General features: G+C 43.0%; 32 protein-coding genes. 14 read left to right on the top strand and 18 right to left on the bottom strand.

Going from position 1 to position 25,629, the window contains the following annotated elements; translation table 11 throughout:
* Positions 1-15 precede the first annotated feature (15 nt).
* The 4 genes from nupO (at position 16) to maeN (ending at position 5,048) form a co-directional block, all read left to right on the top strand.
* Positions 16-1,548, top strand: a complete 1,533-nt coding sequence (gene nupO / locus M1D94_RS05070; RefSeq protein WP_282627066.1) for a guanosine ABC transporter ATP-binding protein NupO — start codon at positions 16-18, stop codon at positions 1,546-1,548.
* Positions 1,541-2,587, top strand: coding sequence for a guanosine ABC transporter permease NupP (gene nupP / locus M1D94_RS05065; RefSeq protein WP_029725865.1), 1,047 nt, complete (start codon positions 1,541-1,543; stop codon positions 2,585-2,587). Before nupO ends, nupP begins: the two co-directional genes overlap by 8 nt.
* Positions 2,588-3,547, top strand: coding sequence for a guanosine ABC transporter permease NupQ (gene nupQ, locus M1D94_RS05060; protein WP_014480697.1), 960 nt, complete (start codon positions 2,588-2,590; stop codon positions 3,545-3,547).
* A gap of 154 nt (positions 3,548-3,701) precedes the next feature.
* Positions 3,702-5,048 carry a sodium/malate symporter MaeN gene (maeN, locus tag M1D94_RS05055; protein WP_021480493.1) on the top strand — a complete coding sequence of 449 codons (1,347 nt, stop codon included), beginning with the start codon at positions 3,702-3,704 and terminating at the stop codon, positions 5,046-5,048.
* Between the two features lie 35 nt (positions 5,049-5,083).
* Here maeN and M1D94_RS05050 read toward each other — a convergent pair whose 3' ends face one another.
* Complete coding sequence (locus M1D94_RS05050) at positions 5,084-5,299, bottom strand: hypothetical protein (RefSeq protein ID WP_015483630.1); 216 nt, start codon at positions 5,297-5,299, stop codon at positions 5,084-5,086.
* 230 nt (positions 5,300-5,529) lie between these two features.
* Between M1D94_RS05050 and M1D94_RS05045 the strand changes: the two genes are divergently transcribed.
* From M1D94_RS05045 to mnhG, 7 genes are read left to right on the top strand one after another with little or no spacing between them, the layout of a single operon-like run.
* Complete coding sequence (locus M1D94_RS05045; RefSeq protein WP_019712489.1) at positions 5,530-7,935, top strand: Na+/H+ antiporter subunit A; 2,406 nt, start codon at positions 5,530-5,532, stop codon at positions 7,933-7,935.
* Positions 7,928-8,359 carry a Na(+)/H(+) antiporter subunit B gene (locus tag M1D94_RS05040; protein ID WP_003228819.1) on the top strand — a complete coding sequence of 144 codons (432 nt, stop codon included), beginning with the start codon at positions 7,928-7,930 and terminating at the stop codon, positions 8,357-8,359. The genes M1D94_RS05045 and M1D94_RS05040 overlap by 8 nt, the downstream gene beginning before the upstream one ends.
* Positions 8,359-8,700: a Na(+)/H(+) antiporter subunit C gene (locus tag M1D94_RS05035; RefSeq protein ID WP_003220730.1), complete on the top strand. Its 342-nt coding sequence runs from the start codon at positions 8,359-8,361 to the stop codon at positions 8,698-8,700. Before M1D94_RS05040 ends, M1D94_RS05035 begins: the two co-directional genes overlap by 1 nt.
* The gene (locus M1D94_RS05030) at positions 8,693-10,174 is read left to right on the top strand and encodes a Na+/H+ antiporter subunit D (protein WP_424934941.1); all 1,482 of its coding nucleotides are present in this window, start codon (positions 8,693-8,695) and stop codon (positions 10,172-10,174) included. The genes M1D94_RS05035 and M1D94_RS05030 overlap by 8 nt, the downstream gene beginning before the upstream one ends.
* 5 nt (positions 10,175-10,179) lie before the next feature.
* On the top strand, positions 10,180-10,656 hold the full coding sequence (locus tag M1D94_RS05025) for a Na+/H+ antiporter subunit E (protein ID WP_003228815.1): 477 nt from the start codon (positions 10,180-10,182) through the stop codon (positions 10,654-10,656).
* Positions 10,656-10,940 (top strand): Na(+)/H(+) antiporter subunit F1, encoded by a 285-nt coding sequence (locus tag M1D94_RS05020; RefSeq protein WP_003228814.1) that lies wholly within the window; start codon positions 10,656-10,658, stop codon positions 10,938-10,940. The genes M1D94_RS05025 and M1D94_RS05020 overlap by 1 nt, the downstream gene beginning before the upstream one ends.
* Positions 10,924-11,298, top strand: coding sequence for a monovalent cation/H(+) antiporter subunit G (gene mnhG / locus M1D94_RS05015; protein ID WP_014477830.1), 375 nt, complete (start codon positions 10,924-10,926; stop codon positions 11,296-11,298). The genes M1D94_RS05020 and mnhG overlap by 17 nt, the downstream gene beginning before the upstream one ends.
* Positions 11,299-11,336: 38 nt before the next feature.
* Here mnhG and M1D94_RS05010 read toward each other — a convergent pair whose 3' ends face one another.
* The 6 genes from M1D94_RS05010 to degQ form a co-directional block, all read right to left on the bottom strand.
* The gene (locus M1D94_RS05010) at positions 11,337-11,717 is read right to left on the bottom strand and encodes a hotdog fold thioesterase (RefSeq protein ID WP_424934940.1); all 381 of its coding nucleotides are present in this window, start codon (positions 11,715-11,717) and stop codon (positions 11,337-11,339) included.
* Positions 11,718-11,735: 18 nt separating this feature from the next.
* On the bottom strand, positions 11,736-12,380 hold the full coding sequence (gene comA, locus M1D94_RS05005) for a two-component system response regulator ComA (RefSeq protein WP_003220716.1): 645 nt from the start codon (positions 12,378-12,380) through the stop codon (positions 11,736-11,738).
* Positions 12,381-12,460: 80 nt separating this feature from the next.
* Complete coding sequence (locus M1D94_RS05000) at positions 12,461-14,773, bottom strand: histidine kinase (RefSeq protein ID WP_077671126.1); 2,313 nt, start codon at positions 14,771-14,773, stop codon at positions 12,461-12,463.
* A 15-nt stretch (positions 14,774-14,788) separates the two neighbouring features.
* Entirely contained in the window at positions 14,789-15,010 is a 222-nt protein-coding gene (gene comX, locus M1D94_RS04995; RefSeq protein ID WP_014480704.1) for a competence pheromone ComX, read from the bottom strand.
* 1 nt (position 15,011) lies between these two features.
* The gene (locus M1D94_RS04990) at positions 15,012-15,875 is read right to left on the bottom strand and encodes a polyprenyl synthetase family protein (protein ID WP_043858576.1); all 864 of its coding nucleotides are present in this window, start codon (positions 15,873-15,875) and stop codon (positions 15,012-15,014) included.
* Between the two features lie 184 nt (positions 15,876-16,059).
* Positions 16,060-16,200 carry a degradation enzyme regulation protein DegQ gene (gene degQ / locus M1D94_RS04985; protein WP_003220708.1) on the bottom strand — a complete coding sequence of 47 codons (141 nt, stop codon included), beginning with the start codon at positions 16,198-16,200 and terminating at the stop codon, positions 16,060-16,062.
* Positions 16,201-16,421: 221 nt separating this feature from the next.
* Here degQ and M1D94_RS04980 point away from each other — a divergent pair, with 221 nt between their 5' ends.
* Both M1D94_RS04980 and M1D94_RS04975 read left to right on the top strand, forming a co-directional pair.
* Entirely contained in the window at positions 16,422-16,547 is a 126-nt protein-coding gene (locus M1D94_RS04980; protein ID WP_161621781.1) for a hypothetical protein, read from the top strand.
* 113 nt (positions 16,548-16,660) lie between these two features.
* Positions 16,661-17,029: a hypothetical protein gene (locus M1D94_RS04975; RefSeq protein WP_038828672.1), complete on the top strand. Its 369-nt coding sequence runs from the start codon at positions 16,661-16,663 to the stop codon at positions 17,027-17,029.
* Here M1D94_RS04975 and pdeH read toward each other — a convergent pair.
* The 7 genes from pdeH to M1D94_RS04940 form a co-directional block, all read right to left on the bottom strand.
* A complete protein-coding gene (gene pdeH / locus M1D94_RS04970; RefSeq protein WP_003243525.1) occupies positions 17,005-18,234 on the bottom strand; it encodes a cyclic di-GMP phosphodiesterase in 1,230 nt (409 codons plus the stop codon). The two genes, M1D94_RS04975 and pdeH, sit on opposite strands and share 25 nt — an antisense overlap.
* A gap of 136 nt (positions 18,235-18,370) precedes the next feature.
* Positions 18,371-19,843, bottom strand: coding sequence for a nicotinate phosphoribosyltransferase (locus M1D94_RS04965; protein ID WP_003228788.1), 1,473 nt, complete (start codon positions 19,841-19,843; stop codon positions 18,371-18,373).
* 15 nt (positions 19,844-19,858) lie between these two features.
* Complete coding sequence (locus M1D94_RS04960; RefSeq protein ID WP_014477836.1) at positions 19,859-20,410, bottom strand: cysteine hydrolase family protein; 552 nt, start codon at positions 20,408-20,410, stop codon at positions 19,859-19,861.
* A gap of 96 nt (positions 20,411-20,506) precedes the next feature.
* Positions 20,507-20,905 (bottom strand): YueI family protein, encoded by a 399-nt coding sequence (locus tag M1D94_RS04955; protein WP_014480710.1) that lies wholly within the window; start codon positions 20,903-20,905, stop codon positions 20,507-20,509.
* Positions 20,906-20,976: 71 nt separating this feature from the next.
* The gene (locus M1D94_RS04950) at positions 20,977-21,225 is read right to left on the bottom strand and encodes a YueH family protein (protein WP_003228783.1); all 249 of its coding nucleotides are present in this window, start codon (positions 21,223-21,225) and stop codon (positions 20,977-20,979) included.
* 72 nt (positions 21,226-21,297) lie between these two features.
* Positions 21,298-21,519 (bottom strand): spore germination protein, encoded by a 222-nt coding sequence (locus M1D94_RS04945; protein WP_015384524.1) that lies wholly within the window; start codon positions 21,517-21,519, stop codon positions 21,298-21,300.
* Positions 21,520-21,578: 59 nt separating this feature from the next.
* Positions 21,579-22,688: an AI-2E family transporter gene (locus tag M1D94_RS04940; protein WP_014480712.1), complete on the bottom strand. Its 1,110-nt coding sequence runs from the start codon at positions 22,686-22,688 to the stop codon at positions 21,579-21,581.
* A gap of 114 nt (positions 22,689-22,802) precedes the next feature.
* Between M1D94_RS04940 and M1D94_RS04935 the strand changes: the two genes are divergently transcribed.
* Positions 22,803-23,192, top strand: coding sequence for a DUF2283 domain-containing protein (locus tag M1D94_RS04935; RefSeq protein ID WP_015714629.1), 390 nt, complete (start codon positions 22,803-22,805; stop codon positions 23,190-23,192).
* Positions 23,193-23,232: 40 nt separating this feature from the next.
* On the opposite strand, the gene M1D94_RS04930 is transcribed toward M1D94_RS04935, so the two are convergent.
* From M1D94_RS04930 to essA, 4 genes are all read right to left on the bottom strand, one after another.
* Positions 23,233-23,469 (bottom strand): YuzF family protein, encoded by a 237-nt coding sequence (locus tag M1D94_RS04930; protein ID WP_003220677.1) that lies wholly within the window; start codon positions 23,467-23,469, stop codon positions 23,233-23,235.
* 177 nt (positions 23,470-23,646) lie between these two features.
* On the bottom strand, positions 23,647-24,177 hold the full coding sequence (locus M1D94_RS04925; protein ID WP_077671124.1) for an HD domain-containing protein: 531 nt from the start codon (positions 24,175-24,177) through the stop codon (positions 23,647-23,649).
* 197 nt (positions 24,178-24,374) lie between these two features.
* Positions 24,375-25,106 carry a (S)-benzoin forming benzil reductase gene (locus M1D94_RS04920; RefSeq protein ID WP_038828669.1) on the bottom strand — a complete coding sequence of 244 codons (732 nt, stop codon included), beginning with the start codon at positions 25,104-25,106 and terminating at the stop codon, positions 24,375-24,377.
* 62 nt (positions 25,107-25,168) lie between these two features.
* Positions 25,169-25,624, bottom strand: a complete 456-nt coding sequence (gene essA, locus M1D94_RS04915) for a type VII secretion protein EssA (protein ID WP_072175169.1) — start codon at positions 25,622-25,624, stop codon at positions 25,169-25,171.
* Positions 25,625-25,629: the final 5 nt, after the last annotated feature.

The following is a 25,629-nucleotide window of genomic DNA, read 5'->3' as shown; positions in this document are numbered from 1 at the left end:
AGGAGCGGTCAATCAATGGAATATGTCATTGAAATGCTCAATATCCGCAAGGCGTTTCCAGGTATCGTCGCCAATGACAATATCAATCTTCAGGTCAAAAAAGGCGAAATACACGCGTTGCTCGGTGAAAACGGAGCGGGGAAATCAACATTGATGAATGTCCTTTTCGGGCTGTATCAGCCGGAGCGGGGTGAAATTCGGGTGCGCGGCGAGAAGGTGCACATCAACAGCCCGAACAAAGCGAATGACCTTGGAATTGGAATGGTGCACCAGCACTTTATGCTTGTTGACACCTTTACAGTTGCTGAAAATATTATTCTCGGGAAGGAGCCAAAGAAGTTTGGCAGAATTGACCGGAAGCGTGCTGGCCAAGAGGTGCAGGACATTTCCGATCGATACGGCCTGCAGATCCATCCTGAAGCAAAAGCAGCTGACATATCAGTCGGTATGCAGCAGCGCGCAGAAATATTAAAAACCCTCTACCGCGGTGCCGACATTCTGATTTTTGATGAACCGACGGCTGTTTTGACGCCTCATGAAATTAAGGAACTGATGCAAATTATGAAGAACCTGGTCAAAGAAGGGAAGTCCATCATCTTAATCACCCATAAGCTGAAAGAGATTATGGAGATTTGTGACCGCGTTACGGTTATCCGTAAAGGAAAAGGCATCAAAACCCTTGATGTCCGTGATACAAACCAAGACGAACTCGCCAGTCTAATGGTCGGCCGTGAGGTATCGTTCAAAACCGAAAAGAGAGCTGCTCAGCCGGGAGCGGAAGTGCTTGCGATTGACGGCATAACTGTAAAGGATACCCGCGGAATAGAGACAGTCAGAGATTTGTCTCTTTCAGTCAAAGCGGGAGAAATAGTCGGCATAGCAGGCGTCGACGGAAACGGGCAATCTGAGCTGATCGAAGCGGTGACAGGACTCCGCAAAACAGATTCAGGAACAATCACCTTAAACGGAAAACAGATCCAAAACCTGACGCCAAGAAAAATCACTGAATCCGGGATCGGCCATATCCCTCAGGATCGCCATAAACACGGTCTCGTCCTTGATTTTCCAATCGGAGAGAATATCCTGCTGCAAAGCTATTACAAAAAGCCGTATTCAGCATTGGGCGTTTTACATAAAGGCGAAATGTACAAAAAAGCACGCAGCCTGATCACTGAGTACGATGTCAGAACGCCGGATGAATATACACACGCTCGGGCATTGTCAGGCGGAAACCAGCAAAAAGCGATTATCGGGCGGGAAATAGACCGAAATCCTGATTTATTAATTGCCGCCCAGCCGACTCGCGGCCTTGATGTCGGAGCGATTGAATTTGTCCATAAAAAGCTCATTGAGCAGCGTGATGCCGGGAAAGCCGTTCTTCTCCTCTCGTTTGAGCTTGAAGAAATTATGAATCTCAGTGACAGAATCGCCGTTATTTTTGAAGGACGCATTATCACCAGCGTTAATCCGCAGGAAACCACTGAACAGGAGCTTGGTCTCTTGATGGCAGGAAGCACGCAAAAGGAAGCGGGGAAAGCAAATGGTTAAACGACTCTCTCATTTACTCGTGCCGCTCATCGCAATCATACTTGGTCTTGCGGCCGGCGCGTTGATTATGCTTGTGAGCGGCTACAGTGTGGCCAGCGGATATTCGGCTTTGTGGAATGGGATATTCGGAGAAATCTATTATGTCGGAGAAACAATCCGGCAAATTACGCCTTATATTTTATCCGGATTGGCTGTCGCCTTTGCATTCCGAACCGGACTCTTTAATATCGGCGTCGAGGGCCAGCTGCTCGTCGGCTGGACAGCAGCGGTTTGGGTCGGTACGGCGTTTGACGGACCGGCATATATTCACTTGCCGCTCGCATTGATTACAGCAGCAGCTGCAGGAGGATTATGGGGGTTTATTCCCGGCATTTTGAAAGCGCGATTTTACGTTCATGAAGTCATTGTCACCATTATGATGAATTATATCGCGCTGCACATGACCAATTACATCATTTCAAACGTCTTGACAGATCATCAGGACAAGACGGGGAAAATTCACGAATCCGCCTCCCTCCGCTCTCCTTTTCTTGAACAGCTCACCGATTACTCACGGCTGCATTTGGGAATCATCGTTGCCCTTCTCGCAGCAGTTATCATGTGGTTTATCATCAACAAAACTACAAAAGGATTTGAGCTCCGGGCGGTCGGATTTAACCAGCACGCTTCCCAGTATGCCGGCATGAGCGTGCGGAAGAATATCATGACCTCCATGCTTATCTCCGGCGCTTTTGCAGGCCTTGCCGGAGCCATGGAGGGCCTAGGAACATTCGAATACGCAGCAGTGAAAGGCGCATTTACCGGCGTAGGCTTTGACGGTATCGCTGTCGCTCTTCTTGGGGGAAACACAGCCGTCGGCGTTGTACTGGCGGCATGCCTGCTTGGCGGGCTGAAAATCGGCGCATTAAATATGCCGATTGAATCAGGCGTTCCATCAGAGGTCGTTGATATTGTGATTGCCATTATTATTCTGTTTGTGGCTTCAAGCTATGCGATTCGTTTCGTCATGGGCAAATTGAAGAAAAAGGGGGCGAACTAAGTGGACATTGTGCAGATTTTATCTATCATTGTCCCTGCAACACTCGTCTATGCGGCCCCGCTTATTTTAACTGCTCTCGGCGGCGTGTTTTCCGAGAGATCAGGTGTGGTGAATATCGGCTTAGAAGGCCTCATGATTATCGGGGCGTTCACCAGCGTGTTATTTAATTTATTTTTTGGTCCGGAATTAGGTGCCGCCGCACCTTGGCTTTCGCTCCTTGCCGCCATGGCAGCAGGCGCCCTGTTTTCACTGATTCACGCGGCAGCGGCGATTTCGTTTCGCGCCGACCAGACAGTCAGCGGTGTCGCCATTAACATGCTGGCGCTTGGGGCAACTTTATTTATCGTCAAACTGATCTACGGCAAAGCGCAGACAGACAAAATTCCAGAGCCTTTTTATAAGACGAAAATCCCCGGTTTGGGCGATATTCCCGTCTTGGGAAAGATCTTCTTTTCGGATGTCTATTATACGTCTATTCTTGCAATAGCACTTGCCTTTATTTCCTGGTTTATCTTGTTCAAAACGCCGTTCGGCCTTCGTATCCGTTCTGTCGGAGAGCATCCGATGGCGGCCGATACGATGGGAATCAACGTATATAAAATGCGCTACATCGGCGTGATGATCAGCGGATTGTTCGGCGGTCTCGGCGGCGGCGTATATGCCTCTACAATTGCGCTTGATTTCACGCACTCTACCATCTCCGGGCAAGGCTTTATCGCCCTGGCAGCGCTTGTATTCGGAAAATGGCATCCGATCGGAGCACTGGGGGCCGCCTTGTTTTTCGGATTCGCCCAAAGCTTAAGTATCATTGGATCGCTGCTCCCTCTTTTTAAAGACATACCAAATGTGTATATGCTGATGGCTCCTTATGTCTTAACGATTCTCGCTTTAACCGGCTTTATCGGGCGGGCAGATGCGCCAAAAGCCAATGGCGTGCCTTATATTAAAGGAAAAAGATAAAACATTCTCCCCTGGGAAGACGATTCTCAGGGATTTTTTTCTAATCCAAAAGACCCCCTTAATTTAATTGTTTATTAGTTTTTTAACTTAAAAAAATATGAAGTGTTAACGCTTTCTTGTAGACTGTAACAAACAATACATGGGGGTGTATGACATGGGAGCAATTCCAAAAACGGGGACAATTTCACCTGAGCAAAAAGACTCACAGGGGAAAAACCTGTTTCAAAAAATCTGGTCTTGGGAAATCGGTGTGATTCCTCTGCCATTATACACAGTATTAGCAGTTATTATTATTCTTGCAGCCTATTACAATGAGCTGCCGGCAAATATGCTTGGCGGGTTTGCCATCATTATGATTCTTGGTGTGTTTCTCGGAGACATAGGCCAACGCATACCGATATTGAAGGATATTGGCGGCCCTGCTATTTTATCTTTGTTTGTTCCTTCATTTTTAGTCTTTTACAATGTACTGAATTCAACATCTTTAGACGCTGTAACCAACTTGATGAAAACGTCTAACTTCCTTTATTTCTATATCGCTTGCCTTGTTGTGGGAAGTATCCTCGGTATGAACAGAATTGTTTTAATACAGGGGTTTATCAGAATGTTCGTTCCACTGGTTGCAGGAACGATCGCGGCCGTTGCAGCCGGCATCCTTGTCGGATTTATTTTTGGCTATAGTGCCTATGATTCCTTTTTCTTTGTTGTTGTCCCGATTATTGCCGGGGGAATAGGTGAAGGGATTTTGCCGCTTTCAATCGCCTATTCACAAATACTGGGCTCATCCGCTGATGTATTTGTGTCTCAGCTGGTTCCAGCCGCAATTATAGGAAACGTCTTTGCTATCATATGTGCAGCCTTAATGAAAAAGCTTGGCGATAAGCGTCCAGATCTAAATGGGAACGGACGTCTCGTAAAATCTAAAAAAGCAAATGAGATTTTCAATCAAAAAGAAGCCGAAGCAAAAATTGATTTTAAACTAATGGGAGCGGGAGTTCTGCTCGCGTGTACATTCTTTATTTTTGGCGGGTTATTGGAGAAATTCATCTTCATCCCGGGCGCGATCTTAATGATTATTTCAGCTGCGGCTGTCAAGTATGCGAATATTCTTCCGAAAAAAATGGAAGAAGGCGCTTACCAGCTTTATAAGTTTATTTCTTCAAGCTTTACATGGCCGCTGATGGTCGGTCTCGGCATCCTCTTTATTCCGTTGGATGACGTAGCGTCTGTGATTTCTATTCCGTTTGTCATCATCTGTATTTCAGTTGTTATCGCGATGATTGGTTCTGGATATTTCGTAGGCAAGCTGATGAACATGTATCCGGTTGAATCCGCAATCGTTACCTGCTGCCACAGCGGCCTCGGCGGAACGGGTGATGTTGCCATTTTATCGGCATCAGGAAGAATGGGCCTTATGCCGTTTGCCCAAATTTCTACCCGTCTCGGCGGTGCAGGCACAGTTATTTGCGCGACAGTGCTGCTTCGTTTTTTCACTTCATAAACAGAAAGAGTTCCGTTTTATGCGGAACTCTTTTTTTATTTATTCACAATCCGAATATACTCTCGGGGACCAAACGGCAGATCCTTTGATTCCGTCTCACTCATTCTGGCTGACAGGTGGTGCTCCAGTAAATACAGCTCCCACTCATCACTAGCCGCCACACCGCTGCGCCCGTCATATTGATTCAACATGAATGCCCCTGCAAATACTGAGCAGAATAAACCTGAGCACATCACGACTTTTCTTTTCACATGACCAGCTCCTTTCCTTCAGCTTGATCAGGATTGATTTTAAATATACAAATAACCTCTTTTTTGTTAGACTTATTTTGAGGTCAAAAGAACTCATAAAAACCCATTACAGCAGTTCGAAGCGTGGCAGCTTGCAGAAAAGTGCGATATAATTTGGACTAGGTCGTTTGACCGTATATTTCATACATAGCGCATTTTTCAATTGAGAACGAGAAAAGGAGGTCTTATCTTTGCAGCTCTTACATCTTGCTATTTTATCGCCTTTTTTATTTGCTTTTATCATTCCCTTCTTGGCAAAATACGCAAAAAGAGTGCATACGGGCTGGTTTGTGTTGATCTTGCCCGTCTTGCTGTTTATATACTTTCTCCCAATGATCAGGATGACACAATCTGGAGAAACACTTCGATCGGTATTAGAGTGGATTCCGTCACTCGGCATTAACTTTACCGTTTATATAGACGGCCTCGGGTTATTATTCGCCTTACTGATCACAGGCATTGGCTCTTTGGTCACTCTTTACAGCATTTTTTATTTATCGAAAGAAAAAGAACAGCTTGGGCCCTTTTATGTCTACTTATTGATGTTCATGGGCGCCATGCTCGGCGTCGTTCTAGTAGACAATGTCATGGTTCTCTACATGTTCTGGGAGCTTACAAGCCTTTCATCCTTTTTGCTGATCGGCTATTGGTATAAGCGGGAAAAGTCGCGCTATGGCGCAGCCAAATCACTTTTGATTACGGTCAGCGGCGGGCTGTGCATGCTCGGCGGATTTATTCTCCTTTATTTGATAACGGATTCCTTCAGTATTCGAGAGATGGTTCATCAGGTTCAATTAATTGCCGGCCACGAATTGTTTATCCCGGCTATGATTCTCATTTTATTAGGGGCTTTTACGAAATCAGCGCAATTTCCTTTTTACATCTGGCTCCCTGACGCGATGGAAGCTCCGACGCCTGTCAGCGCTTATCTCCATTCAGCTACTATGGTAAAAGCCGGCATTTATGTGATTGCGAGATTCAGTCCTATTTTCGCCTTTTCAGCTCAGTGGTTTTGGATCGTGTCCCTCGTTGGCCTTTTTACGATGGTTTGGGGTTCATTCCATGCCGTGAAACAAACTGATTTAAAATCGATTTTGGCGTTTTCAACCGTCAGCCAGCTCGGCATGATCATCTCCATGCTCGGAGTCAGTGCTGCGGCCCTTCATTACGGACATACAGAATATTATACAGTTGCCGCTATGGCTGCCATTTTCCATTTGATCAACCACGCAACCTTTAAAGGAAGCTTGTTTATGGCAGTCGGGATTATCGATCACGAAACAGGCACACGGGATATCCGGAAGCTAGGAGGCCTGATGGCGATTATGCCGATTACATTTACCATTTCCTTAATCGGGACATTTTCAATGGCCGGCTTACCGCCGTTTAACGGATTTTTGAGTAAAGAAATGTTTTTCACAAGCATGCTTCGCGTGACACATTTTGACCTGTTCAACGTGCAGACATGGGGCGTTCTGTTCCCTCTTTTCGCCTGGATCGGAAGTGTATTTACGTTTATCTACAGCATGAAATTGCTGTTTAAAACATTCAGAGGAAATTACCAGCCTGAGCAGCTTGAAAAACCGGCTCACGAGGCGCCTGTCGGCATGCTCGTACCACCGGTCATTCTTGTCGCTTTGGCTGTCAGTCTCTTCTTTTTCCCGAATATATTGTCGTACAGCCTGATAGAGCCTGCGATGAACTCAATCTATCCGACACTGCTTGCCGGCCATGAGAAATTCCACGTTCACATTTCACAGTGGCATGGGGTTACAACGGAATTGCTCATGACTGCGGGTATTGTTGTGATCGGAACAATTGGTTATTTGTCGCTGAATAAGTGGAAAGGAATCTATAAACTGTTTCCTTCGAAACTCACACTCAACCGGTTATACGATAAGCTTTTGACTCTGATGGAGAAAGGCTCTTACCGGGTCACAAAACAATATATGACCGGGTTTTTAAGAGATTATTTGCTGTATATCTTCGCTGGTTTCATCATTCTGATAGGCGGAGCTTTTGCCATTAAAGGCGGATTTTCATTTAAAACGGAAGGCATGGCTAAAATCGGTGTATACGAAATCATTTTGACGCTTGTCATGATCAGCGCCACAGTGGCGACTGTTTTTGCTAGGTCAAGACTGACGGCGATCATTGCACTCGGTGTTGTCGGTTATACGCTTGCATTGTTTTTTGTCATTTTCAGAGCGCCGGACTTGGCATTGACTCAGCTCGTCATTGAAACGATTTCTGTGGCACTGTTTCTGCTTTGCTTCTACCATTTGCCGAAACTGAGGCTGAAAACAAAAACGAGAACGTTCCGGATGACGAATTTTATCATTTCTTTAGGCGTCGGTGTTATCGTTACTCTGCTCGGCATCGCATCGTCAAGCCAGCGGACAAAAGACAGCATTGCGTCCTTCTTTGTCAAACACAGCCACGATCTCGGCGGAGGGGATAATGTCGTCAATGTCATTCTTGTTGATTTCAGGGGATTTGATACAATGTTTGAAATTACGGTATTAACGATAGCCGCTCTCGGCATTTACAGCATGATTAAAACAAAAGTAAAAGAGGAGGGGAAAAGCGGTGAATGAACAAAAAACAAATGACTTGATTCTTCAAACTGCGACAAAGCTTGTATCCTTTATCATTTTGCTTTTCTCTTTCTATTTATTTTTATCAGGGCATAACGCGCCCGGAGGAGGCTTTGTCGGCGGACTGATCACGTCCTCTTCCATCGTTCTCTTGCTTCTGGCATATGATTTAAAAACCGTGCGTTCCCTTTTGCCGGTCAATTTCATTTATGTCGCGGGAGCCGGCCTTCTGCTCGCTGTATTAACAGGCGTTGGCTCCTTTGTCTTCGGGGCTCCTTTTTTAACCCACACATTCGGATACTTTCAGCTGCCGATCCTTGGGAAAACGGAGCTCGCCACAGCGACGATATTTGATTTAGGCGTTTATCTTGTTGTCGTAGGCATAACGATGACCATTATTCAAACGATTGGAGAGGAAGAATAATGGAAATCTTAATGGCTGTATTAGCCGGTATTATTTTTATGGCTGCCACGTATTTGCTGCTGTCTAAAAGCCTGCTTCGCGTCATTATCGGAACAGCACTGTTAAGCCATGGCGTTCATTTAATGCTTTTGACTATGGGAGGATTAAAGAAAGGCGCCGCTCCGATTTTGAGCGAGCATGCCAAATCATTTGTCGATCCGCTTCCGCAAGCCCTGATTTTGACCGCAATTGTCATTTCTTTTGGCGTTACGTCATTCATCCTCGTCATGGCCTTTCGCGCTTATCAGGAATTGAAATCGGACGATATGGATCAAATGAGGGGAAATGATCAACATGAATAATTTTGTTATTTTGCCAATCCTGATCCCGCTTTTGTCGGCTATTCTTCTGATTTTCATGACGAAGAATCTTATGCTCATGAGAATCTTCAGCACGGCGGCATCGGCCATCGGGATTGTGATTAGCGGCATACTTGTACAGACTGTCTTCACAAAAGGCATCCAGACACTCAGCCTAGGCGGATGGAATGCGCCGTACGGCATTGTGCTTGCCGCAGACCAATTCGCCAGCCTTCTCGTTCTCACAACAGCGATCATCGGTTTATTGGTTGGGCTTTATTCCTTCCGTTCTGTCGGTGAAAAACGGGAGCGCTCCTTTTACTACTCCGGCGTTCAGTTCTTGCTTGCCGGCGTCAGCGGAGCGTTTTTAACAGGCGATTTATTTAATATGTACGTATTTTTTGAGCTTCTGCTTATTGCTTCCTATATGCTGATTGTATTAGGCGGCACAAAAATTCAGCTGCGCGAATCCCTTAAATATATTGTGTTTAATATCGTGTCGTCTGCCCTGTTCGTCATAGGGGTCGGTTTTTTATACGCTGTAACCGGTACGTTAAACATGGCGGATCTTAGCGTGAAAATCAGCGAATCAGGACAAACCGGGCTGATCACTGTGATTGGTGTCCTGCTGCTTTTGGTATTTGGCATGAAGGGCGGAATTTTCCCCCTCTACTTTTGGCTTCCAGGCTCTTATTACGCGCCACCGGCGGCAATCTCCGCGTTGTTCGGCGCTTTGCTGACAAAAGTCGGGTTATATGCGATTGCGAGGGTTTTCACATTGATTTTTATTCACGATACAGCCTTTACCCATCAGCTGATGATTTGGCTGGCGGCGCTGACTGTGATTTTCGGTGTGATCGGTTCACTCGCTTATTCGAATGTCATGAAAATTGTGATCTATAACATTATTACCGCTGTCGGCGTGATTTTGTTCGGTGTGGCAGTACACACCCCCGCATCCATTCAGGGCGCGATCTACTATCTGATTCACGATATGCTGATTAAGGGCGCTTTGTTTATGCTGGCGGGTACGCTGATCGCATTGACTGGAACTGCAAACCTGCATAAAATGGGCGGGCTGATCAAACGCTATCCTGTTCTTGGATGGATGTTTTTCATTTCCGCTATTTCTCTTGCAGGCATTCCGCCACTGAGCGGATTTGTCGGCAAATTTAAAATTGCAGAGGGCGGCTTCGCAGAAGGTGAATTTACGATATCCATGCTGATTCTGCTTTCGAGTCTGCTCGTACTGTACTCTGTGCTGAGGATCTTTATACATGCGTTTTGGGGCGAAGAAAAAGAAACGCCAAAACCAAATCATCGAACAGCTAAAGGACTTCTTTATCCGGCAGCTATTTTTCTCTTGCTGTCTCTTCTCTTCGGGTTGGGTACAGAATGGGTGTCGCCTTACGTTGATCAAGCGGCCGAGACGCTGCTGAATCCGGAAAAATATATCGAAGCTGTTCTGAAGGAGTAGATCGCATGGCATTTCAAATTTTATTAAATGTGTTTCTCGCTTTTTGCTGGATGTTCTTAAGCAACAGTCCAAGCGCCGCAGGATTCATTACAGGCTATATTCTGGGAATGCTCTCTCTCTTTTTCTTCCGGCGCTTTTTCACTCGCCAGTTTTATCTATGGAAATTGATTTCTATTATCAAGCTCTGTTTCATTTTTATAAAGGAACTGTACCTTGCCAATGTCAGTGTGATGAAATCAGTCTTATCTCCAAAACTGAATATCAGACCGGGTATTTTTGCTTTTAAAACTGAACTGACGAAGGACTGGGAAATCACCCTGCTCTCTCTGCTCATTACATTAACACCGGGAACCTTGGTGATGGATATTTCAGATGACAGAACAATACTTTATATTCATGCAATGGATATCGAGGATGCGGAAAAAGCGATTTTTGATATTCGGGAATCATTTGAAAAAGCCATACAGGAGGTGAGCCGGTGATGTTTACACTGATCCTGCAAATCGCGCTCGGCATTATGGCAGTGTCTACCTTTTTGTATGTCATTCGTGTCATTAAAGGGCCGACTGTGCCTGACCGGGTGGTGGCTCTGGATGCAATCGGCATCAATCTGATCGCAATCACGGCGCTTGTCTCCATTTTGCTGAAAACAAGTGCGTTTTTGGATATTATTTTGTTGCTGGGGATTTTATCGTTTATCGGAACGATCGCATTTTCCAAGTTCCTGGAGAAAGGAGAGATTATCGAAAATGATCGAAACCGCTAAAGTTGTTGTGGCTGTATTCATATTGCTGGGAGCTCTTGTATGCCTCATTGCTTCATTTGGCGTACTTCGCCTTCCCGATGTGTTTACACGCGCTCATGCTGCTTCTAAAGGCTCAACATTGGGTGTCAATATGATTCTGCTCGGTGTCTTCTTCTATTTGTGGTTTGTGACGGGGGAGCTCTCCGCTAAAATCCTGCTTGGGATTCTCTTTATCTTTATTACGTCGCCTATCGGCGGGCACTTGATCTGCCGTGCTGCGTATAACTCCGGCGTCAAGCTTGATGAGAGAAGCGTGCAGGATGACTATAACGGAATCAGAAACTTTGTGATTAAACGAAAAGAGGATTCTTATTTATAAAAATAAGCAGCCGGACAGGCAGAGTTCCGGCTGTTTTTTTATTTCTTGATGACAGCCAGCGTGCATCTGGATATACAGATCAGCCTCTCTTGCTCGTCATATATGTGAATATGATAGACAATCGTCGTTCTGCCGATATGAACGGGCTCGGCTACCGCCTTTACCGTTCCTTCCTTTACAGATTTTAAATGGTTGGCGTTAATCTCCAAGCCGACACAAGCCTGTGTTGAATGATCAATCAAGTTCTGTGCACCTGCGCTCGCTGCTGTTTCCGCCAGGGCCACTGAAGCGCCCCCATGCAAATATCCGAACGGCTGAACCGTCCGATGATCCACCGGCATGACCGCAACGCATCGTTCCGCTGTGTTTTCAATAATCTCTATACCAAGCGCTTCAAGCAATGTGTGTTTCGTATCCATCATCTACACCCCCAACATTTAAAGTACACCGTCTGATTTCGCAATCAAAACCGCTTCCGTCCGTGAACCGACATTCAGCTTATTGAAAATCGATGTCAAGCTGTATTCAATGGACCGCTTGCTTAAATGAAGGGCATCTGCGATTTCTTGGTTTGTAAATCCCTTTTCAACTTCTTGAAGAATCAGGCATTCTCTAGGTGTGAGCACATCTTGTTCTTTTTGAGAGGAAGGAGCCGGCTTTGTTTTTTGCTGAGTCATCAGCTGTTTAAAGTAAGCAAAATCGACTAGAATTTCTCCGTTGAGTACGTGGTATATGTATTGGGTGATCTTTTCTTTAGATTCCGTTTTGCTGATGGCACCGTGCAGACCCGCACGAATCGCTTCCTCGAAATAATCCTCGACCTCATAACCGGTATACACGATAATTTTACAATGAGGATTCTCTTGTAAAATCTGTTTAGAAAGCTCCATCCCATTGACCTCGCCACCTAAATTCAGATCCATTAAAATAAGATCATATGACGAGAAATCATGCTGCTTGATAAACTGTTCGCTCGGTTCAGGACTGAGACAATCAACAGACAAATTCGAATCCGTTTCCAAAATTGTCTTGGTGCCTTCCATGACAGCCGGATGGTCATCAATCACTAGTATCTTTTTCATGTTTTCCTCCCTTTTACTCACTCTTTTCCATTTTATAAAAAAGACTTGGCCTGTGCCAAGTCGTTTCCGTTATAAATCCATTACAATTCGATTTCAATATCAGCCTTAAAGCCCTTTCCTTCACTTGTTTCAATCCGAAGGCGCCCATCTAAAGCCCTGACTCTCTCCTTAATGCCAGAAAGCCCCATGCTCATGGAATGCTCAGTATTCTTTTCCTGATCAAACCCAACGCCATCGTCCTCATAATGAAGAACGATTTTGTTTTGAATACTAATGAGCATAATCAGCACATCCGTCGCCTGAGAGTGCTTAACCGCATTAGACAGAAACTCTTGAATGATCCGGTATAAATTCAGCTGCGAATCCAGATCAAGGGAAGCCGTAAATCTGCCGGTATTTAAACGGATATGAAACGGAACCCGCTCCTGCTGCTGCGCCACCAGCTTCGACAACGCCTTCACCAATCCAAGATCATACAGAAGCTGCGGCCGCAGCTCATGACACGTCTCCCTCGTCATCGAAATCACATCAGACATCTGCTCATTCATCTGTACAAGCTTGTCCTGCACCTCTTCACGGCACGGATTATCACCCTTCTTAAAATCACCCAAAAACAGCTCACACTGGCGTTTTAAGGAAATCAAATCCTGAAGAACCGAATCGTGGAGATCGCGGGCGAGATCGGAGCGTTGTTTTTCCTCGATCGTGTACATGAGTTTTTTGAGCCATACGGGGTTGGATTCTTGTTGTTTTAAATCCTCAAGATGCACCATCAATTCCTCTATTTTCATCACGTTTTCCAATGAAACATTTGTATAAAACGCTAATGTTTGGAGCCATGCAATTTCATCTCTTGTTAATTTAAAAGTATTATAACTTGAGAAACAGAGTACTAAAAATGATTTGTCTCCTCGTTCACCTATTTTAATAATAAAACCTTGTTTAAACTCTTTAATTTTGCCGATATCACCAGTAAAATTTTTCACATATTGCTCATGATTTTTATAAGTGAGATCTTTAAAGTTATTCTTGCTAAGGAGAGTAATTTCTCCTTTTGAATTATCATACACACAAGCATTATCTATATTTAATACATCTAAGATTGTATTCTTAAAGTGATTAAGTACTTGATCTACTGATGATGCTTGCTTTATTAATTGAGTAAATTTAAAAATCCCATCTTGATAATTAAATTTTTCAGTAAATCTTTTTAACTTGAAACGAAAGTCAATAATCTCTTTAAAGTAAAAAACGGCAAACATAAGCACATATATTGCAATTGTTAGTTTAACTAAATAAAAGATATCCTTTGGTTGCTGAATGTAATTAAAGATGGTCACTACGATAATAGTAGGTGTAATGGCTAAAAAACCGTAGTACTTAAGCCGCCCCACAACAAAGTCGATATTATAAAGTCTATTAGTCATAAATTGATATACTAAAGAAAAAGGTATAACAAGTGTAAAAGCAGCCAAACTAAAAGGTGAGACATACTTCTCCAAAAACACATATGGAACAGCAAAAAAGACAATAAACGGACTGAAAGAAAAGATATTTGTATAAGCAAGGACTTTCAAAATTGACTTTTGCTCTTTTTGTTTAAATTTTCTTATCCCTTTATGGATAAGAATCGATACAGTAAGAACTAGGACAAAAAATGAAATCAAATTCAGATTAGACAAAAAAGCCGAAGATTTTAATCTATTACTCAGAACGTCCTCTAATAAAAGATTTATTAGCGGGAGCATATACATAATGATTAAAATCTTCTTTTCGAATAACTTTGTTCCTAATTCTATAAAGTATTTATATATAAAATGAATATATAACACCGGACAGCTGACTAAAGTAAGAACAAGCAGGTAAGTGCTTATCTCTTCACCTCTTCTTGCCCCGCATGCACTTACATACGCTACTGATACAAATAACAAAAATAATATTAAAATATAAGCAGAAGTTGATTTTCTTACTTTATTTATTCTATAAATAAAAAATATACAAAATAAACAGATTGAATAAGATATTACAGGAATGAGATACATAAATAAATTTTCTTCACTGATTAGGCTTACATTTTGTAAATGAAATGATTTATTATCTCTCTCAACAATTAAACTTTCTACATTGACCAATCTTCCACTTTTTAATTGAATATCACTGCCTTTCTCCCCATTTACTTCAAGAATGATATCTCCCTTTTTCACACCTGAATAATATTCATCTGTATAATCTAAAACATTAGTGACCTCTAACTTACCCTGTTCATTTATCTTTACATCCGCACCTACGAAGATGTTAAAAGCAAAGCTATACGAGAGGTATATAACATAAATAAAACTTAAAATGATAAAAACTAGAGACAAATATTTATAGACGTTAATATATCTGTACATCACATCATCCCGTAATTAAATCAAACTTTTTCTTTTATCATCCTCAAAAAAATTACTAATAGCTTCTATTGGAGGCCACTTGCTTGTTCTTGGCACCTCTCCTTGTTCAAACGCGTATAATATTGCTTTCTTTTCTTTTTCATTTATATTTAGCAAGGTTAAGTTACCATTCTTAAATTGATCAAACGCTTCCGGGTTGTTTACTAGATGGCTAATGATTTTATCAATATGTTTCAAATTAAATCCCCCTTAATAATTGAATAAGTAATTTATTTTTTCTTTGTTCATCTAATCTCAGTTTTTTGAATGATTCCTTAAAATTTTCCACTGCTAAATTTTTTATAACATTCAAATATTGTATTACACCTGATTCTCTTAACTTTCCCTTCAAATCTTCCAAATTATTTATCATATGATTTTCTTGCGCATAAAAATTTAATAAGTCAATTGATGATTGGTTAAATTTATTTTTAAGATAATTGAAGGCAAGCGTATGTCTAGTTTTGAAGTCATTATTGTTAGGGTAATAAAGTCCATAGTGATCATTTGCAATTTGCTCGACTACACCTAAATAACGTGAATACTCCTCAACTGTTTCATTACATTCTCCAGTTGCCAGATATACACCAAGAATACTGGGCAATGTTACCAGAGAACCCGACTTAAGTTTAATCATTTCAATATACTCTGATTCTGATGAGGCTGTTAAATTCAAATCTACATGTTGTCCTTGTAAAGATTGGAGTGAATATTGCAAAGTAAGGCTTAAAAGTTTTGGATGATTTGAGACTGAACCTATTACCTGCAGACTTAATGTATAAAGTGCGGTAGCTGCGTTAGTTGCTATAGAAGGATCTAATTTCATCCAAGAAGCCTGAAGATTGTCCTTATCCTCAATATCGTCAAAAATGTCCGCAGATAAAATTAAAAGTTCTATACCTGACGCCAATAACTCAATTGCTTTGTCGTTTTTTCCATCAAATGCTATGTAATGGTAATAAGCTAGTTCTGCAAATGAAAATTGTTTTTTTTCTTCGATAAAAGAAATGAGCTTCACTTTTAAGTCCTCATTTAAAATATTTTCATCCACAATCTCCTTCATTTTCTCCTTGATCCGGACAGAATCTAAACATATCTGCTCAATAACGACTTCCCCCCTCCCATTCCATTTTACTAAATGGGACATTTAAAGGACAGCAGGTTTTTCGTTTTTTAACAATCATATAATACTTTATCCATTTATTGTATCGGTAGAACGAAAAAAAAGACTTGTTTCCAAGTCTTTTTCACGAAATTTTCATTGCATAATTGTATTTATCGAGTTGATCAATGCTTTTGTTAATGTTTCGTAATGAATCTGTCGTTTCTTTAATATCAAGTTCGAGTCGGAATAACAATTGTTTTACTTCTTCAAGTTTCTTTTCCATCGTTTCCACACTCCTTTTTTTGAAAGATCAATGAATTGTGTATGGTGAACGAGTCCTAGGTATTTGATCTGTTACTAATAGTGTATCTGCTTTCGGCTCATTTTTCACCGAAAAGTATGCAAAAAGATCCTGCGTGACACCGCAAATATCAATAGGCCCTTATACTCAAAGAGATCACAACAAGAACGGGACTATTTTTCTATGTGCAGAAGCGTATTTTTCTGCTCAAATTGAGAAAGATTCTTAACTCCCTTGATTTTAACGTGTTTCGCATTTTTACTAAGCAAGACTATAGTCCTTCATACCGTATTTTCAAAATTGAATATGCGATTATTGGCGTTTCCTGACCGACAAACACCGAAAAAGACCGCAACGCTAAAGTTGTGGCCTTTTCGCTTTGTCATATTCGGCAATTAGGGATCTATACATATAGAAACATCCTTTTTTGCGAGGTGCTCTCATGAGATATCGTTATCCCTGGTTTTACGTGTATCCGTATGAGGTACGCCGTCCGCCCGCTCCTGCCAACAATATTGATACCTTTATCCGTTCAGCGAAGCAGGCCGGAGGGATATTTGCGGATGCCCAGCTTGTTCTCAGCCGCATTGCGGGCTCGCGGGAGCTCTCGCGCCGCATTCTGACCGCAGCCGAGCAGTCCGATAAACAAACCATCAAGCGCCTAATCAAACAAATGGGCGTCCGGCATGAAGTGGATACGGTCTTTAATCCCGACGGCATCTATATCAGCCTTATCGGAACGCAAAGCCGAATGATTCTTGCTTTGCGGTGGTCAGAGGACCGCAATCATTTTGCGTCCATAAGATTATGACACCATTCCAGAGCCTCTAAATAACATTCATACGCTTCTTCTTTGTCGAGTTGATTGCCTAATTCCGAGCAAGTGTCCCAGTTGTTGCTTTCAATTAATTTCACAAGCTCAAGCATTTGGTAGTAGTCGTTTTGATGGCCTAATAATGCTTGCCCGACTTCATCTTTTAAAGGCAATTCTTGAACAATTTCCTCTATTTCTCTATGCAGGAGGGTGTCTATGAGAGAAAACATTCCGATCAGCATATAAGAAGCAGGCTGCGGCCGGGATGTCTTTCTCGCCAGCAGTTCGCAAAGCTTTGCTCTTATCAAAGAAATCTTAATGATTTCGTGCTTGCTGGAATGCCCTTTCCTGCTTAAATCCTTAAAGGAAAGAATATATATCCACCGTTTGATTTCATTAAATCCCAACAGCATAATGGCCTGTTGAATGCTTTCAATTTTCTGGCTCAAACGGCTGTGGGATGAGTTTAAAAATTTTAAAATCTGATAGGACAGTGATAAATCCCGCTCTATGTACTCTGTCACACGCTTTATGTTAGGCTGCTCTTTGCTCAGTTCGTTAAGCAGTTCATAGTAAGAATAGAAATGAGTCGATAGGTCATGCCCGCTGATGATGCGCGGCTCGCTGAAAAAGTAGCCTTGGAATAATTGAAAGCCGTCTTGGACCGCCTGTTTATATTCTTTTCGGGTCTCTACTTTTTCCGCTAAAAAAATCAGGCCGCGGCAGCCGTAGGTTTGCAAAATTGTTCTGCGTTCCATTCGTGTTGTTTTGAGAAAATCAATTTTCAATATATCAATATAGCTCATGAGTTTTTCCAGTAAGTCCTCATCTTGCGGGTTTATTGCATAAAAATCATCAAGCGCCAGCATATACCCCATTTTTTTCAATTCTTTGCATCTAGAAATGAGGGCCGGCGTGATCGGTATATCTTCAAGGATTTCAATGACAAGCTGTTTCGGATTGAAGGAGGTGGGAAGATTCGAAAACATCAGGCTTTCCGTAAAATTAACAAAACAGCGTTTCCCTTCCGTCAGCTTCTCAATTCCGATGTTTAAAAAGCTGTTGATCACCAAATCTGTTGTTGCCTGATCGCCGTCTTTAGCGCTATACACGTTCTCTTCGCTTTCTCTATACAGCAGTTCATAAGCAACAACCTGTTCTTTTCTATTAAAAATAGGCTGTCTTGCAACAAACACCCTCATTGATTTATCCCCCTTACAATACGCGCGGCTTTCACCCCTAAGTATATCAAATAATTTGACGAAAATTGTCTAAACATGAAAAATAATATATACATAAAGAAAACTGGCCCCTCGCGAACGAAAGGCCAGTTTTTCTTTATTCTTCCTCAAGCTCTTCTTCAATTCTGCTTTTCACTTCGTGGATCCGCTGCATTTTATTGCTCCAGCAGTCCTCGCTTAAATCAACCGGGTATTCCTCCGGCTTGCTGATTCTCTTATATTCCTCCCAAAGCAGGCTGAGGTTATCCTGCACATACTGCTGTATGTCTGAAATCTCAGGGTTTTGGTAGCAAAGAATACCCTTCTCAAAAATCAGCTCATGAAGATCCTTCGCATAAAAATTCGTGACAAATTTGCTGATGAATGTATGAACCGGGTGGAACATTCTGAGCCGCTTCTGATCATTCACCTGCTCATCATAAAGCGCAATATAGTCGCCTTCAGAATGATGGTTGGACTGGTTAATAATGCGGTAGACTTTCTTTCTGCCCGGTGTCGTCACTTTTTCAGGATTGGACGAAATTTTGATCGTGTCAACCATTTTCCCGTCCTCTTCAATGGCAACGAGTTTATAAACTGCGCCGAGAGCCGGCTGGTCATAGGCAGTGATCAGCTTCGTACCGACACCCCAGACATCAATGCGCGCTCCCTGAGCCTTTAAATTCATAATGGTGTGCTCATCCAAATCGCTTGAAGCAATCACCTTCGCATCTGTAAATCCTGCTTCATCAAGCATTTTCCGGGCTTTTTTTGACAGGTACGCCAAATCGCCGCTGTCCAGACGGATGCCAATGAAATTAATGCGGTCGCCGAATTCCTTGGCAACCCTAATCGCGTTCGGCATGCCTGAACGAAGCGTGTCATACGTGTCAACTAAGAAAACGCAATCCTTATGTGTTTCCGCGTATTTTTTGAAAGCTGTATATTCATCGCGGTAAGCCTGCACAAGCGCATGCGCATGTGTGCCGGAAACCGGGATATTAAAGCGCTTTCCGGCTCTTACATTGCTTGTCGCGCTAAAGCCGCCGATTAAGGCTGCTCTCGCTCCCCACATGGCCGCATCCATTTCGTGTGCCCGTCTTGTTCCGAATTCAAGCGCAACTTCATCACCAATGACGCCTTTAATCCGGGCAGCCTTTGTTGCGATTAATGTTTGATAGTTCACAATGTTGAGCAAAGCTGTTTCAATCAGCTGCGCTTCTACCAGGGGTGCCTCCACCCTCATAATCGGCTCATTGTTAAAAACGAGCTCTCCTTCTTTCATGGAGTAAAGTGAACCTGTAAAAGATAAGCCGCGCAAATATTCAATAAAATCTTCATGATACCCGAGTTCATCCTGTAAATAACTCAAATCGCTATCCGTAAACTTGAAATTTTCCAAGTATTCAATGGCTTTTTCCAAGCCCGCAAATACGGCATAGCCATTTTCAAACGGAAGCCTTCTGAAAAACAGCTCAAAAATCGCTTTCTTTTCATGAATGCCGTCTCTCCAGTACGTTTCCGCCATATTGATCTGATAAAGGTCTGTATGTAATGACAGGCTGTCATCTTTAAATCCGTACTCTAACACTGTTTTTCCCCTTCCTTACTCTGCCACTTGCGCTCCGATGCTGTTTGCAAAATGGGAAAGAGCCCATGCGTGCCCCTCCTGATTAAAGCTGGCAACAGCTTGTTTATGCACAACAATCCGAAAACCTTTGTTATATGCGTCAACAGCTGTATGCAACACACAAATATCTGTGCAGACACCGGCAAGGTGCAGTTCGCCAATCTGCCGCTCTCTGAGTTTGAGCTCTAAATCAGTTCCCGCAAAAGCAGAATATCTCGTTTTTTCCATGTAGTAAACATTAGGTTCATGTTCATGTTTCTGATATAGAGGCAAAAGCTTTCCGTACAGATCTTTTCCTTCCGTGCCTTTTATATTATGCGGAGGAAAAAGACGGGTTTCAGGGTGATATTGATCCCCTTCATCATGAGAATCTACTGCTAATACGACGTAATCACCGTTTGTGATGAATTCTTCAGTTAAATTGACGATCGCCTCTTCAATCATTCTGCCGGGCTCCCCGCAGGTCAATTTTCCGTCACTCGCCACAAAATCATTCGTATAATCAATACAAATAAGTGCTTTTTTCATAGCCGGCCTCCCCGCCATCAGTATGAGAACATTATATCTTATCTCCAGTTGTAAGTGAATTGCCATGAACAAAAAGACAAACGGTCCGTTTGTCTCTTAAGATTTCAGCACTGACCGATTATAAATGTCGTCCTGAATATATATCAATTCACGATTCACAGCGATGTCAGCCGCAATAACGAGGCCTAAAGGCGTATGAAACTGAAGATCAGATACAATCTTGAAGGGCACTCCGTACCGGTTCGCCATTTGGATATAAGGAGAGTAAGACTGATACTGAAGCTCTCCATTAACCAAAAGGGTGACGTTATGGCTGTTTTTCAGCTCGTGCTCCGCCTCTTTATACGGTTTACTTCTAAGCACCTGTCCTTTCGTCAGTGCCAAAACGACTCTTTCTCTTAAAGAGCCTAAAAACAAATGGCGCTCGTCAGGCTTTGTCTCCAAAGGCCCATACATTCCTTGCTGCAAATACAGATCCATTTTATCTTCACTCAAAAGCCTGTCCTCCCGTCTTGTTTGTCTTCATTATCACCTGATCAGGCAGGAGCTAAACTTTCAAGCGCCGCTTACATTTCTGTTACCCAATGAATGATTTTTTTGGCCAGCTCACCAGCAGGGGTTTCCTCTGTATGCCGGCGCAACGACGCTTCCAGCCGTTCAGGCAGAGTTGCTTTATCTTCTTCATAGGAAATGATCGTGCTCCACTCCAGCTGCGGTACCGCTACAAGCGTGCGCAGTTCTTTTCTGTTTTCATGCAGATACACGTCCGTGATCATTCCGGTTTGCGTATTGATATTTGCTTTTCTGATTTTCATAACATGACCTCTCTATTCAAAGACTACCCATATTATACAATAAAAAAGCAACAGCCTCTTGTGAAAAGGCTGTTACCCGTTAAACGAAACTGTTTCATCAGTGATATCGGCATCTTTGAAAAGAGTTTTACTCGTTTGGTTGTTAATCTTCACAAAATCACCAAGCTGAAAAGCGCCTGACCCCGCCCCTGAATGAGCGACGCTTTTGGGCGAAATCGCAAATACGTCTCCAAAGCTTGCCGCGGCATTACCCGTAACTGACATGATATAAATCGGCCCCACAATTGCAGGCATTTCCCCACCTCCGCATTGATTTACAGCATCATATGCAAAGAGCCGCTAATGGTGCCCGCCTATTCAGCTGGCTTTGCGTTTTCCTCGAGTCGTGACCGCTGGCGCAGCTTGATCAAGCGGACAATATTCAGGAAGAACGCCTTCACTACCGCATAAACCGGCACCGCTAAAATCATGCCGAGAATTCCGCCGAAGCTTCCCGCTCCGATTAATAGCAAAATAATCGTAAGCGGATGGGTATTCAGCCGCTTTCCGATCACAAGAGGAGACAGCAGGTTTCCGTCCAGCTGCTGAACGATGACGACCACAATAATCGCAAACAGCGCTTTGGCCGGCGAGTCCATAAAACCGACAATGACAGCCGGCGCGGCACCGAGAAAAGGCCCGACATAGGGAATGATATTGGTAATCGCCATGACAATCCCGAGAATCAGGGCATACGGCAGTCCGGCAATTAAATAGCCGATAAAACACGCTGTTCCGACAAAAAGACAGATTAACAGCTGCCCCTGGAAATATGCCGCAAGCGTATCGGATAAATCTTTAAAAATCTTTAAGCCTTCTGTCCGATAAGAAGCCGGTAGAATTTTTACTGCCAAATGCGGAAAGCGGTGTCCGTCTTTCAGCATGTAAAAAAGGATAAATGGAACAGTAATAATAACAAGCGTGATGTTTGTCACGACGCCAAACACCGCAGATAAACTGGACGTGATATTTTGCGGCAGGTTTTGGAGAAAACTTGTCAATGACTGTTCAATTTTTGATATCGATACATAATCCTGGTTCATCATCCAGGTAAACCATTGAGAATGGGACAAATCCTTTGTCAGCGCCTGAATCTGTTTTATATAATCAGGAAGGTTGTTAAACAGCCCTGTCACCTGTGAGGTGATGATAGGTCCGACTGACGCTGAAATAAAGGCAAGCAAACCGATAAACAGTAAATAGATCAATAGAATGGATAATGTCCGCGGAATTTTTTTCTCAAGCAGGCGGACCACCGGATTAAATATGAAATACAAAATTCCCGCAATTAGCATCGGGAAAAACAATGTCGAGATAAAAACAATAAACGGCTGAAATACAAATGAAACTTTTGTTGCTACAAAAATAATCAGCAAAACAAATAAAATCTGCAATGTCCAAAAATGGACTTTTGATTTCAACAAGCTTTGTTCCTCCTAGTTTTTCTTTGTCTGTCAGATAAAAGAACTTATACCCCATCATTGTAACAAAAATGAACTCATATCAGAACTCTTAATATAATGAAAGGAGTGTTGGTGATGAAGGCCGTGACATACGATACAAATTCAGAACTAGCTTATATCTATGTTCTTCCTCCGAAAAAGAACAGGAATGTACGGACTGAGGAGCTCAGAGTCAATGATTGTCTCCTGCTGGATATCAGTCAAGACGGCAAAATCGCCGGATTCGAATGTTTTGGTGAGGCAGCACACCTCTGTGCCCCATTTGCCGGGAAATCCCGGCTATATGTAAAAGATTCAGACGGTTATCATTTTCGGGTCTGCCAGCATGCTTCAGTCCGTTCCTGCTATACGGTGTACGGTGTCACTTTCTGTTTTTCAGATGGTGACTATCAGGAATTTGCCGGCTTTGACCTTGATGGAACAATGTATCATAGTGCGTTTTTACAGCGCTTAACTGAAAAATAGGACGTCCCGGTGTACGCCTATTTTTCATGCGCAAGCACTGTTAGACCCGCTCACTGTAATCTGGGGTGACGGAAATCATGTGCTGGATTCTGATCAAACAAACAGAATTTCGGGCTCCTTCAATTGTGATATGGTCAGGTTTTACATCGATCAGTCTGCCTCTGACCGTATCTCGTACTGTCTGTATAACGAACCTTGAGCCGATGAGCTTTTTAATGGTCTGATAGACATAAGGATCGACTAAAGAGACCAGTTGCGGACTACCTTGGTTGACCATACTTTTATCCCCTTTGTGTGTTTTATCTCAGCTTATGCCGCGCTTATGGATAATGACACAGGCTTACCTGATAAAACAAAGGGGTGCGGAGATTTTAGGAGAATACGTTTGGAAGCGGGTGTAAAGGAAGTATCGATGAAGCGGAGACAGCGAAGAAAGCTGGGCGCTGTTCCGTACTTATACAGGCTTTATCACGGGTGCCTGGGCTTGATCGATTAATTGGTCCAGCTTTTCTATTTTTTTTCGTGCGGTTGAAGGATCAATTTGGCGGTAATGATGGTGGCCGCCCGGCTCTTCATCCAGTTCGTCCGCTTTTTTGACAATCTGCTGCAGCGTGTTTTTATCTAATTCGCCTTCAGGCAAATAGGAATCTGTATGAAGCAAAATGGCTAGTGCAATCTCTTTTGCCGCTTTCGGTTCCTCGCCAAGCCGAATCAGAAGCTTATGCGCGCGTTCCGCCCCTTTAATGGCATGAATGTCATTTCTTTTGTATTTCTCATAATCCCACTTTCCGTCTGTATACCATTCATAATGGCCGATGTCATGAAGCAGTGCCGCTTTTGCTGCTAAATCAGGATTAATGTCAGCCTTCACAGACAGCCTGTATGCATGATAAGCGCAGGCAATCGCATGTGCCACGCCGGAACGCTGAAGATATTTTTGTGCAATTGGATGGGTGAAAACATCCATTAATGTAACCTTTCTCATGGAAACCCCTCCTTTAGATATTTTTAGAATCCTAACATAATTTGCAGAGAAACTCAATTCTTATGTCACATCATTTTGATCTTCTTATCATCATTGTTATACCCTAAAAGCAGCGTTTCAGTCAGTATATGCGGCTGTTCAATAAAATGCGCTGGCTGTAGCCTTTTGTATAAAAAAAAGAGCAGAAAATATCTGCTCTACAAAAACTCTTTAATATCATAAATGCGGCCGTTTTCCGTCCCTTTTTCTAGTAAAGAAAGCAGCGTGCCGGCAATAAAGTCCGGACTGCGAAGGCTTCCTGTTTCATTTAATTTCCGGAATCGTTCAATGTGGTGGAAATCCTTTTTCGATGAAGAACGGATGACGGCCTGCATCTCAGTGTCCATCACTCCAGGTGAGAACGAAATCATGTTCACCGGCAGCTCTTCATCCTCCTGTTCAAATCCGAATGTCCTCGTAAACATGTCGAGCCCGGCTTTTGAACTGCAATACGCGCTCCATCCCTTATATGGATTTTTGGCGGCTCCTGAAGTAATGTTGACAACCGTCTTTTTGCCGCTGTATGAAGCAAACCGTTTTGTAAACAGCTGACTCAAAAGCACGGGCGCAGTCAGGTTCAGCTGATAATGGCGCTGAAGCTCGTCAAGAGACGCTTCGCCGGCACGTTTGATCGGCGTTACCATTCCGGCGTTATTGACCAGGGTAATACCAGAATAACGATCTGGATCGATGGATGAGAGCAATGTTTCAAATTGCTGTTCAGCTTCTTTGAGATTGATGAGGTCTATTTGATGCTGCGTTAGTTTTTCATGAGAGACATCCGTTTTCGTTCTGGATAAGGCATGGACTTCATGCCCCTTTTCTAAAGCCTGTAATGCAATGGCTTGACCCAGCCCTTTTGACGCTCCGGTGATGATATAAAGTTCCATTGGAAACCTCCTTTTCCGTTATTATTGTACGGCACCGCTTTTACACAACACAAGCACGCGGCCTATGCCTTCTTGTTTTCCTGCGCTGTGACTTTTGGGATGAGGAACACGATGCCTGCAATTCCGAGCAGGATCAGTACGACATAGATCATCGGCAGCAGCAATGATGATGTTTCTTCTTCATCTTCTGTTTCCGTTGATGATGTCTTTGTTATTGGTTTTTCTGCAAATGTAATTCCAAGCTGTTTCGACTGGGCCGCAATCGTGTTGGAATCCTCGGCATTTGTTGATGTAAACAAATCTTTTATCAGCTCGGCGTCCTTGTCCTTCGGTTTATCAAAAGTGATATCCTTCTGTTCCTCAGGCAGTTCTGTTTTTTCTTCATAGTAGGTATCTTCATGCAAATAATTCGTATCGATTTCGATGTCTTTTTTCTCATACTGGTTTGGCGCGACATCTGTATTTTCTTCAGTTTGGGCAGCAGCTGCAGAGGGTATGAAAAGGGAAAAGGAGAGCATACAAA

The organism is Bacillus sp. JZ109 (genome assembly GCF_053903135.1).
This window is presented reverse-complemented; position numbering and strand designations above follow the sequence as displayed.

Bases quoted from the DNA above. Each gene is read 5' to 3' on its own strand.
- M1D94_RS04930 (WP_003220677.1), bottom strand. From the start codon at position 23,469: ATGGTCAACCAAGGTAGTCCGCAACTGGTCTCTTTAGTCGATCCTTAT.
- comA (WP_003220716.1), bottom strand. From the start codon at position 12,380: ATGAAAAAGATACTAGTGATTGATGACCATCCGGCTGTCATGGAAGGC.
- M1D94_RS05025 (WP_003228815.1), top strand. From the start codon at position 10,180: ATGGCATTTCAAATTTTATTAAATGTGTTTCTCGCTTTTTGCTGGATG.
- M1D94_RS04960 (WP_014477836.1), bottom strand. From the start codon at position 20,410: ATGAAAAAAGCACTTATTTGTATTGATTATACGAATGATTTTGTGGCG.
- M1D94_RS04945 (WP_015384524.1), bottom strand. From the start codon at position 21,519: ATGCCTGCAATTGTGGGGCCGATTTATATCATGTCAGTTACGGGTAAT.
- M1D94_RS05020 (WP_003228814.1), top strand. From the start codon at position 10,656: ATGTTTACACTGATCCTGCAAATCGCGCTCGGCATTATGGCAGTGTCT.
- M1D94_RS04990 (WP_043858576.1), bottom strand. From the start codon at position 15,875: ATGAAGGAGATTGTGGATGAAAATATTTTAAATGAGGACTTAAAAGTG.
- M1D94_RS05030 (WP_424934941.1), top strand. From the start codon at position 8,693: ATGAATAATTTTGTTATTTTGCCAATCCTGATCCCGCTTTTGTCGGCT.
- M1D94_RS05010 (WP_424934940.1), bottom strand. From the start codon at position 11,717: ATGGATACGAAACACACATTGCTTGAAGCGCTTGGTATAGAGATTATT.
- mnhG (WP_014477830.1), top strand. From the start codon at position 10,924: ATGATCGAAACCGCTAAAGTTGTTGTGGCTGTATTCATATTGCTGGGA.
- M1D94_RS04975 (WP_038828672.1), top strand. From the start codon at position 16,661: ATGAGATATCGTTATCCCTGGTTTTACGTGTATCCGTATGAGGTACGC.
- M1D94_RS05035 (WP_003220730.1), top strand. From the start codon at position 8,359: ATGGAAATCTTAATGGCTGTATTAGCCGGTATTATTTTTATGGCTGCC.
- M1D94_RS04935 (WP_015714629.1), top strand. From the start codon at position 22,803: ATGAAGGCCGTGACATACGATACAAATTCAGAACTAGCTTATATCTAT.
- essA (WP_072175169.1), bottom strand. From the start codon at position 25,624: ATGCTCTCCTTTTCCCTTTTCATACCCTCTGCAGCTGCTGCCCAAACT.
- nupO (WP_282627066.1), top strand. From the start codon at position 16: ATGGAATATGTCATTGAAATGCTCAATATCCGCAAGGCGTTTCCAGGT.
- M1D94_RS04950 (WP_003228783.1), bottom strand. From the start codon at position 21,225: ATGAAAATCAGAAAAGCAAATATCAATACGCAAACCGGAATGATCACG.
- M1D94_RS04920 (WP_038828669.1), bottom strand. From the start codon at position 25,106: ATGGAACTTTATATCATCACCGGAGCGTCAAAAGGGCTGGGTCAAGCC.
- M1D94_RS04925 (WP_077671124.1), bottom strand. From the start codon at position 24,177: ATGAGAAAGGTTACATTAATGGATGTTTTCACCCATCCAATTGCACAA.
- degQ (WP_003220708.1), bottom strand. From the start codon at position 16,200: ATGGAAAAGAAACTTGAAGAAGTAAAACAATTGTTATTCCGACTCGAA.
- maeN (WP_021480493.1), top strand. From the start codon at position 3,702: ATGGGAGCAATTCCAAAAACGGGGACAATTTCACCTGAGCAAAAAGAC.
- M1D94_RS05000 (WP_077671126.1), bottom strand. From the start codon at position 14,773: ATGTACAGATATATTAACGTCTATAAATATTTGTCTCTAGTTTTTATC.
- nupP (WP_029725865.1), top strand. From the start codon at position 1,541: ATGGTTAAACGACTCTCTCATTTACTCGTGCCGCTCATCGCAATCATA.
- pdeH (WP_003243525.1), bottom strand. From the start codon at position 18,234: ATGAGGGTGTTTGTTGCAAGACAGCCTATTTTTAATAGAAAAGAACAG.